We start from the raw sequence: 8,251 nt of genomic DNA, 5'->3' as shown, positions 1-8,251 counted from the left end.
ACAATGTACGGTACTCTAGGACCGGAGAGGACGGTCTGGGATGAAGAAGCCAACGAAGCTATGAAGGATAGCGTAAAAAAGATAGATAATAAAAAAGGAAAAAGAGGAAAATAACACGTTTATAGATAATCCCTAAAGGAATCATTTTTGATGCAGAAAATCAGATGCGTAGTAGAGAGAATTACATATCAGAATCCTGAGAATGGGTACTCGGTTCTTAAGTGCAAGGTAAAGGATTATACAGAACTGGTCACAATCATTGGCAACATGCTTGATGTCAATGTGGGATCAGTTCTTTTGGTGCATGGAAACTGGAAGGTCGATACAAAATACGGTAAACAGTTTATGGCGGATACCTGGGAGGAGACACTTCCCGCAACTGTTTACGGCATGGAAAAATATCTAGGCTCAGGACTTATAAAAGGCGTAGGTCCAAAGTTTGCACAAAGGATCGTTCGAAGATTTGGAATGGATTCCTTTACTGTGATTGAAGACAACATTGAGCTTCTTATAGAAGTTGAGGGAATTGGAACCAAGCGCATACAGATGATAGCTGAATCCTGGCAGAAACAGAAAGAGATAAAGAACATCATGCTGTTTCTTCAGGAGCATCAGGTCAGCACCTCCTATGCAGCAAAGATATTTAAGCAATACGGCAATGAAAGCATTTCTGTCATGAGGGAGAATCCATACAGGCTTGCGGATGATATCTGGGGCATAGGCTTTAAGACGGCGGACCAGATCGCAATGAAGCTTGGCTTTGGTAAAGAGTCTTATGTACGTCTCCGAAGTGGACTTATGTACACATTATCTGAGCTTTCAAATGATGGCCATGTATACGCTGAAAGACGGCAGCTCATAGACCGGGCAAAGGAACTTCTTGAGGCATCAGAAGAAACAGTCATATTTACTCTTGATGACATGATAAAGAAGGAAGAGCTGATATTTGAACAGAGTATCTCTAAGACAGATGCTGATGGAAACAGTATTATCCCGATATATCTTCCGCCTTTTTACTATGCAGAAATCGGCGTTGCATCAAAATTAAAGAAGCTTAGTGATTCCCCGGCAGGAGATAAGCTTTATACAAGGCTTACCGAAGCAAGAAAGAAGACCGGAAACAATGAATTATCAGTTGATGTTGGAGCCATAGAGAAGATAACAGGAATGTCTTATGATGACATTCAGGTAGAGGCCATAAGGAAGGCTGCTACAGCAAAAGTAATGGTGCTTACAGGTGGTCCCGGTACTGGGAAGACCACAACAACACATGGGATCATCTCGGCTTTTAAGGCATACGGACTAAAGATCCTTCTTGCAGCGCCTACAGGCCGTGCTGCCAAAAGGATGACAGAAGCAACAGGGATGGAAGCAAAGACCATCCACAGACTCCTTGAGTTTAAACCGCCTGAGGGATATCAGAAGAATGAGGAAAACCCGCTTGAAGGTGATGTTCTTATCATCGATGAGTGCTCAATGATAGACATTATCCTTATGAACTCATTGCTTAAAGCAATCCCGGAAACCATGAGGCTCATAATGGTTGGTGATATAGACCAGCTTCCATCGGTTGGAGCCGGAAATGTCCTTCGTGACATCATAGATTCCATGGCATTTCCTGTCATAAGACTAACCCGGATCTTCAGACAGGCGCAGACAAGCCGTATCATCATGAATGCCCATAGGATTAATGATGGTAAGATGCCGGACATAAGTAACCGAAAGGATACGGATTTCTTTTTTATTCAGAACGAGGATGCCGAAGCAGTTTCCGGTGAGATAGTAAAGTTTGTTCAGAACAATCTTCCGAAATACTACCACGTGGAGCCTTCACAGATACAGGTACTTACTCCAATGCAGCGAGGAGTTGTTGGAGCCACAAGCCTAAACCTCTCACTTCAGGAAGCACTTAATCCTGCTGAGGAAGAGATATTTATGAAAGGCAGGGGAAAAGTCACCATGCCTAAACCAAGCCTTCACCGAAGCGGTTATGTCTACAGGGCAAACGATAAGGTGATGCAGATAAAGAATAATTATGATAAGGAAGTCTTTAATGGAGATATAGGCATCATTGAGTCTGTAAATGACACAGACAGAACCCTGAAAGTTAACTTTGATGGCCATATTGTGGAGTACGATGTCAGCGAGCTCGATGAGCTTGTTCATGCCTATGCCACCACCATACATAAGGCACAGGGTTCTGAATATCCTATCGTCGTAATGCCTGTCCTTATGAACCATTACATCATGCTACAGAGGAATCTTATCTACACAGGTATAACTCGTGCAAAAAAGATACTTGTTCTGGTGGGGACGAGGAAAGCTCTGTCCTATGCTGTTCGGAATGTGACAGTCAGTAAGAGAAATACCATGCTGAAGGAAAGGCTGTCCGGAGGAAAAGTTATTTTGAAACATTAAACGGAATGCTAAAATCCATCTTAAGGGCAGCGCGTTTCTGTCTGCGACAACATAAAGGATTTTATTAATGAATGATCATATTCGGATTTTAAAAAATAAATATACAGTCAACGGGTACAAGGATTCTCTTTTTACAAGGAGTGAAGCTGAAAATGCCATCCGCTTTCATAGGAGTCTTCCGTATTACAATGAAGCGCCACTAAAGTCCCTGTCATCCGCTGCAGAGAAGTACGGTGTCGGGGCAATTCTTGTAAAGGATGAATCCACGAGATTCGGACTTAATGCTTTTAAGGGACTTGGTGGAAGCTATGCCATTTTCAGAATACTGTGCGACTATTTTGGAATGGATCATGAGACTTCAGTTTACGAGGATTTCCTGGATTCCGATATTCGTAAACAGTGTGAGAATATTGTATTCGTAACTGCAACAGACGGAAATCATGGAAAAGGTGTTGCATGGGCCGCAAGCCTGTTTGGTTGTAAGTCACACGTGTTGATGCCAAAGGGTTCCGCTGAAGCAAGGAAACAAGCGATTGAAGAGGTAGGGGCGAGCTCTGTTTTGATAACGGATCTAAATTATGATAAGACAGTTGCCCTTGCAAAGAAGCTTGCTAAAGAAAATGGATGGATTCTGGTTCAGGATACATCTTGGGAAGGATACGAGGAGACTCCCCGCTGCATCATTGAAGGATACCTTACAATGGCTCAGGAAATCATCGGACAGATGGGAGGGAGGAAACCGACTCATGTGTTTCTGCAGGCAGGAGTAGGTGCGATGGCAGGAGGTGTCACAAGTTTTCTTATGAATGTCTTTAAGGAGGATCCACCAATTATTACAGTTGCTGAACCAAGTACCGTAGCATGTGTTTATATGTCAGCGGAAAAAGCAGATGGGAAACCGCATGCTATTGAGGGCAATCCTGAGACTATTATGGCAGGACTTAATTGTGGAACACCATGCAGTATCACATGGCCTGTTCTCAGAGACGCTGTTTCATTCTACTGTGCTTGTGAAGATTGTATTACTGAAAGAGGGATGCGGGCCTATGCCTTACCGGAGAATGGAGATCCCGCCATCGTTTCAGGTGAATCCGGTGCAGTGACATATGGATTACTTCTGGAGATTCTTGAGGATTCGGAACTAAGGAAGCTCTGGAAAATAGATGAAAACTCAGCTATTTTACTCATCAACACTGAGGGAGCTACAGATCCGGTTAACTATAGGAAAATCCTTACTATGGAGGACGTTTAATGAATGCAAAACGAGGATATGTACCTGAGGATGACATGAACTTTTCTGAAGCTTCAATTAAAGATATGCGCTCAGCCTCTCGTCATTTATGCTACCTTATAAACGAAGGATATGATCTTAAACAGGCCTCAACCTTTGTTGGAAATCATTTTATGTATTCAGAGCGGCAGCGTTTGGCTCTTATGAGAAGCGTTGCCACTAAAGAACAGTTAGAAATTCGAAAAGGAAAGGAAAAATCATCAATTTACGGAGAAGAAGTATGGATTGATGGGTTTAATACTATTATCACACTGGAAGTGATGATCAGCGATTCAATATTGTTTCTCTGCCAGGACGGAACAATAAGAGATCTTGCAGCACTTCGGGGTACATACAGGATAATCCCTGAAACTGAAAAGGCTATAGAGATTTTACTGGGTACTCTTGATGATCTTGGAGCTGAAAATATCCATATATTGCTTGATGAACCTGTTTCAAATTCGGGAAGACTTAAATCCTTTATTGCGGAAATAGCGGACATCTATAAGATTCCTTTAGATATTCAAGTTCTAAAAGCTGTCGATAAAGAATTGTTGGAAAAAGAAAATGTCATTACGTCTGATTCCATAATCCTTGATCATTGCAAAAGCTGGTTTAATCTGATGGAAAAGTGTGTTAAGGATCAGAATATTAGTCCATTGCAGGTATGGGAGTAGCTGAAGGAGATACAAACAATATCATGAATACATACGAAGCATATTTAAAACACGGAGCAGGAAACATTATCACAATCGAAGAGTGTATGCAGATCTATTCAAAACTAGTAGAAAGCATCTCTTTATGCAAGATGGAAGATAAGGAAGAGTTCTGGAATGAATTTATTGATCGAGCGGCCAGATATACTTATATAAGGAATCAGTGGGAAACCATGAATACAGAAGAAAAGATGGCTGCTGACGATGGCCGGACTCAGGCCCATAATGTTGTGATCACTGCTCTAAATACTCTTGCAAGAATAGTAGAGAATGAGGGCGGTGATGCTTCATGGAGATCACAGCTTGGAGATTACAGGAAGCGTATAGGCGATTTTGCCTGCTTTGTGTCTTATATAACAGGAATATGCAATAGATAAAAAGGTATCAGCGTCTGACGGAGTCATATCATTCCGTTAGACGCTTTTTTACATATGTACCTGTCTTTAAGATTAAAGTGCTTTACAGATTATCCTCACCCCATTTCTTCAAATTAAGAAGAATGGGGATGAGGCTTTTTGTTTTTTCTGTAAGATTGTATTCGACTCTTACGGGCATTTCATCGTACTGTTTTCTTTCCACAAGCCCGTCTGTTTCCAGTTCTTTCAGTGAATTGGCAAGCATAGTATTAGTGATTCCGTGAATGGAGCGTCGTAATTCTCCGTATCGCACGATATCATTTTTATCGATGACGCAAAGGATCATTATCTTCCACTTTCCGCCAATCTTATCAATTATTCTTTTTAACCCACAATTTTGTCCCGCGATATCTTCGCATAATGGTTCATGGTTCTCTTTTTTTCTCATGGTATACTTTTCCTTACTAGGTAAATAAATACTGCGTACTTGATATATTTTTCATACCACATATAATAAAGTTATCAGCTGAGAAACGCAAGTGGTCAAATACAGATAGTTTTGAAAGGACGCCGTGAACCGGCGTAAAGGTAAATGATATGGAATACAGATTTACAAAGGATAATTTTGACAAAGAAGTAGTAAACAGCGATGTACCTGTACTGGTTGATTTCTATGCTGACTGGTGCGGACCATGCAAGATGATGGGACCTGTTGTTGAAGAGCTTGCCGGAGAATTTGAAGGAAAGTTCAAAGTAGGCAAGGTTAATGTTGACCAACAGCCGGAGCTCGCTCAGAGATACGGAGTAATGAGCATTCCTTTCTTTGCATTTATCAAGAATGGTAATGTTTATGACAGCGAAATGGGTGCTGTTCCAAAGGAGAGACTCGTTAGAAAAATGGAAGCAATGGTGTAAGGATACAAAAAATACTTGTTCTTGAAGGGATTAAAATTTCATGAAGCTTGATGTAAGCATTCCTGTGATGACGGTTTTTCTGCAGGGTCTTCTTAGTTTCTTTTCTCCGTGTGTATTGCCTCTTATCCCTGTTTATATAGGATATCTGTCCGGCGGAACAAAGGAATATGACGAACAGGGAAAAATCAGATACAACAAGGTAAAAGTACTGGTAAATACATTCTTTTTTGTCATAGGTGTCAGTTTTGCATTTTTCCTTCTCGGATTCGTGATGACCGGTGTGGGAAGATTCTTTAGTGGAAACCAACTCCTGTTTGCAAGGATAGGCGGAATAATAGTGGTTATGTTTGGACTTTACCAGCTTGGCATATTGGGAAGCAACAGTATGCTCAGCAGGGAACACCGATTATCCGTAAGATTTGAAAAGATGTCTGCATCTCCATGGACGGCCCTGATCATGGGATTTGTATTTAGTTTTGCATGGACACCTTGTGTGGGACCTGCTCTGTCAACAGTACTCATCATGGCATCCACTGCAAGTACTGCAGGGACCGGGTTTATGCTTATTGCAGTATATACCCTTGGATATGTTATCCCATTTATGGCAGTAGGACTGTTCACAACTCAGTTGCTGGAGTTTTTCAGGAATCATAGAAGCGTACTGAAGTATACTGTAAAGATCGGCGGAGTACTGATGATACTGATGGGAGCCATGATGTTTTCAGGAAGCATGAACAGGATAACAGGGTATATGACTACCATAGCGGCTGAGAGCAATGCAACCATCGAAGATAACGAAGTTCCCGCTGATGTTAATAATTCTGAAACTCCGGATGATATCGATAAAACTGAAGAATCCACTGAAAGTACAGGTAATTCCGGATCTGAAAATGATACAAAGCAGGAGTATACTGATGCTCCGGATTTTAGTCTTTCTGATCAGTATGGGAATATACATGCATTATCAGATTACAATGATAAAATCATATTCCTTAATTTCTGGGCAACATGGTGTCCTCCTTGTAGGGCAGAGCTTCGCTATATTCAGGAGCTGTATGAAGAGTACAGTACCGATGAGGATTCAGATGTAGTCATTCTTGGCGTGACATTTCCGGGACTTGGTAATGAACAGGATATTGATGGGGTCAAAGATTTCCTCACAAAGAACGGATATACATTTCCGGTGCTTCTTGATGAGAATGCATCACTTATGGTGCCGTATTATATAAATTCTTTCCCCACCACATTTATCATCTTGCCGGGTGGAAAAGTGCTTGGATACATACCCGGTGGCATGACCAAAGATATCATGCAGGACGTGATAGAGCAGGCTAAGGGATTAATATGAAACATAGGAATCCCGGTGATGATAACAGAAGGATTAGAATGTCAGTGAAGCTGATCTTCCCCAATTTGAAGTGAATAATGCTTAGAGAGGATACATAGAATGAGAAAGGCTGTTAATGATATCGATATATGTGTTGCCTGCGGGGTCTGTGCCAATCAGTGCCCAAGGGATGCTATATCCATTTTTAAAGGCTGCTATGCGGTTGTGGACGCAGGTAAATGCGTAGGATGCGGTTTGTGTGAAAAGGCATGTCCGGCGGGTTCCATAAAGGTTTCGGAGGTGGAAAATGGCAGTAAGTAAGAAAAAGCGCTGGTATGATTACCTTTGGATCTGGGCTATTGTTTATTTCGCACTTGGATTCTTCAATATCCTTTTTGCATGGCTTGGAATGATAGATTTTATTCTGCCGCTTATTTTTGCAATTGTAGGCGGAAATAAATGGTTCTGTAACCATATGTGCGGAAGAGGACAGCTCTTCTGGGTACTGGGAAGGGATCTTAAATGTTCAAGAAGAAAGCCTGCCCCTAAGTGGATATCTTCAAAATGGTTCAGGTATGGATTTCTGATATTCTTCCTTACAATGTTTGGAACCATGGTATTTCAGACATATCTGGTATTTTCCGGAGCAGGGACACTCAGGAAAGCAATAAAGTTATTCTGGACCTTCAGAGTTCCATGGAAATGGGCTTATAATGGCAGTATATTCCCTGACTGGGTTGCTCAGTTTGGATTTGGATTCTATAGTCTGATGCTTACATCTACACTTATAGGACTTATAGTAATGGTACTTTATAAAGAGAGAACCTGGTGTTCTTTCTGTCTAATGGGGACAATGACCCAGGGGATATGTAAACTAAAAGCAAAAGATTGATACCTGATGCTGACAACCTATGCGTGGATTTTCGCGTAGAAGTTGTCAGTTTTTTTGTGTGTTAAATACAGGAATAACCAATAGATAAATAAGCCTGATAAATAGCGGCTAACTCACGAAAATGTCATGAGTTGGCCGCCTTACTTGTTTTAGGATTTTCATTCTCAAAACATTAGTTCTTGAAATTTAGAAGTTTCGGAGTATAATAGTGTCAGAACTTATGTTTGTTGAATGAGGATTTAAAATGAGTAAGCGATTTCCTGTAGATGTGATTCTTCAGCACAATACCGACGGTACAATAATACCGATAAGACTTAGATTTACTAATAATGACGGTGAAAGAGTAGACTATACAAT

Annotated in this window: 9 protein-coding genes; 8 read left to right on the top strand and 1 reads right to left on the bottom strand. The window is 41.1% G+C overall.

Annotated elements, in window-relative coordinates:
* The first annotated feature begins 150 nt into the window (after positions 1-150).
* The 4 genes from recD2 to BLV86_RS16610 all read left to right on the top strand — a co-directional run bounded on the left by recD2 (position 151) and on the right by BLV86_RS16610 (position 4,781).
* Positions 151-2,418, top strand: coding sequence for an SF1B family DNA helicase RecD2 (gene recD2 / locus BLV86_RS16625; RefSeq protein ID WP_090819805.1), 2,268 nt, complete (start codon positions 151-153; stop codon positions 2,416-2,418).
* 67 nt (positions 2,419-2,485) lie between these two features.
* Positions 2,486-3,670, top strand: coding sequence for a diaminopropionate ammonia-lyase (locus BLV86_RS16620; protein ID WP_090819801.1), 1,185 nt, complete (start codon positions 2,486-2,488; stop codon positions 3,668-3,670).
* On the top strand, positions 3,670-4,365 hold the full coding sequence (locus BLV86_RS16615; RefSeq protein WP_090819798.1) for a DUF434 domain-containing protein: 696 nt from the start codon (positions 3,670-3,672) through the stop codon (positions 4,363-4,365). Before BLV86_RS16620 ends, BLV86_RS16615 begins: the two co-directional genes overlap by 1 nt.
* A 23-nt stretch (positions 4,366-4,388) precedes the next feature.
* Positions 4,389-4,781, top strand: coding sequence for a hypothetical protein (locus BLV86_RS16610; protein WP_044932405.1), 393 nt, complete (start codon positions 4,389-4,391; stop codon positions 4,779-4,781).
* An 82-nt stretch (positions 4,782-4,863) separates the two neighbouring features.
* Here the strand turns inward: BLV86_RS16610 and BLV86_RS16605 are convergent, their stop codons facing one another.
* Positions 4,864-5,208, bottom strand: coding sequence for a winged helix-turn-helix transcriptional regulator (locus BLV86_RS16605; protein WP_029201944.1), 345 nt, complete (start codon positions 5,206-5,208; stop codon positions 4,864-4,866).
* 149 nt (positions 5,209-5,357) lie between these two features.
* On the opposite strand from BLV86_RS16605, the gene trxA reads away from it, so the two are divergent.
* The 4 genes from trxA to BLV86_RS16585 all read left to right on the top strand — a co-directional run bounded on the left by trxA (position 5,358) and on the right by BLV86_RS16585 (position 7,894).
* A complete protein-coding gene (gene trxA / locus BLV86_RS16600) occupies positions 5,358-5,675 on the top strand; it encodes a thioredoxin (RefSeq protein WP_090819795.1) in 318 nt (105 codons plus the stop codon).
* 40 nt (positions 5,676-5,715) lie between these two features.
* Positions 5,716-7,023, top strand: a complete 1,308-nt coding sequence (locus tag BLV86_RS16595) for a redoxin domain-containing protein (RefSeq protein ID WP_090819792.1) — start codon at positions 5,716-5,718, stop codon at positions 7,021-7,023.
* Between the two features lie 99 nt (positions 7,024-7,122).
* Complete coding sequence (locus BLV86_RS16590) at positions 7,123-7,323, top strand: 4Fe-4S binding protein (RefSeq protein ID WP_090819790.1); 201 nt, start codon at positions 7,123-7,125, stop codon at positions 7,321-7,323.
* Positions 7,310-7,894 (top strand): hypothetical protein, encoded by a 585-nt coding sequence (locus tag BLV86_RS16585; RefSeq protein WP_090819787.1) that lies wholly within the window; start codon positions 7,310-7,312, stop codon positions 7,892-7,894. The genes BLV86_RS16590 and BLV86_RS16585 overlap by 14 nt, the downstream gene beginning before the upstream one ends.
* The last annotated feature ends 357 nt before the right edge of the window (positions 7,895-8,251 follow it).

The organism is Oribacterium sp. KHPX15 (assembly GCF_900107835.1).
GTDB lineage: Bacteria > Bacillota > Clostridia > Lachnospirales > Lachnospiraceae > Oribacterium.
The sequence above is the reverse complement of the archived record's forward strand: the minus strand, read 5'-3'. Positions and strand labels throughout refer to the sequence as shown.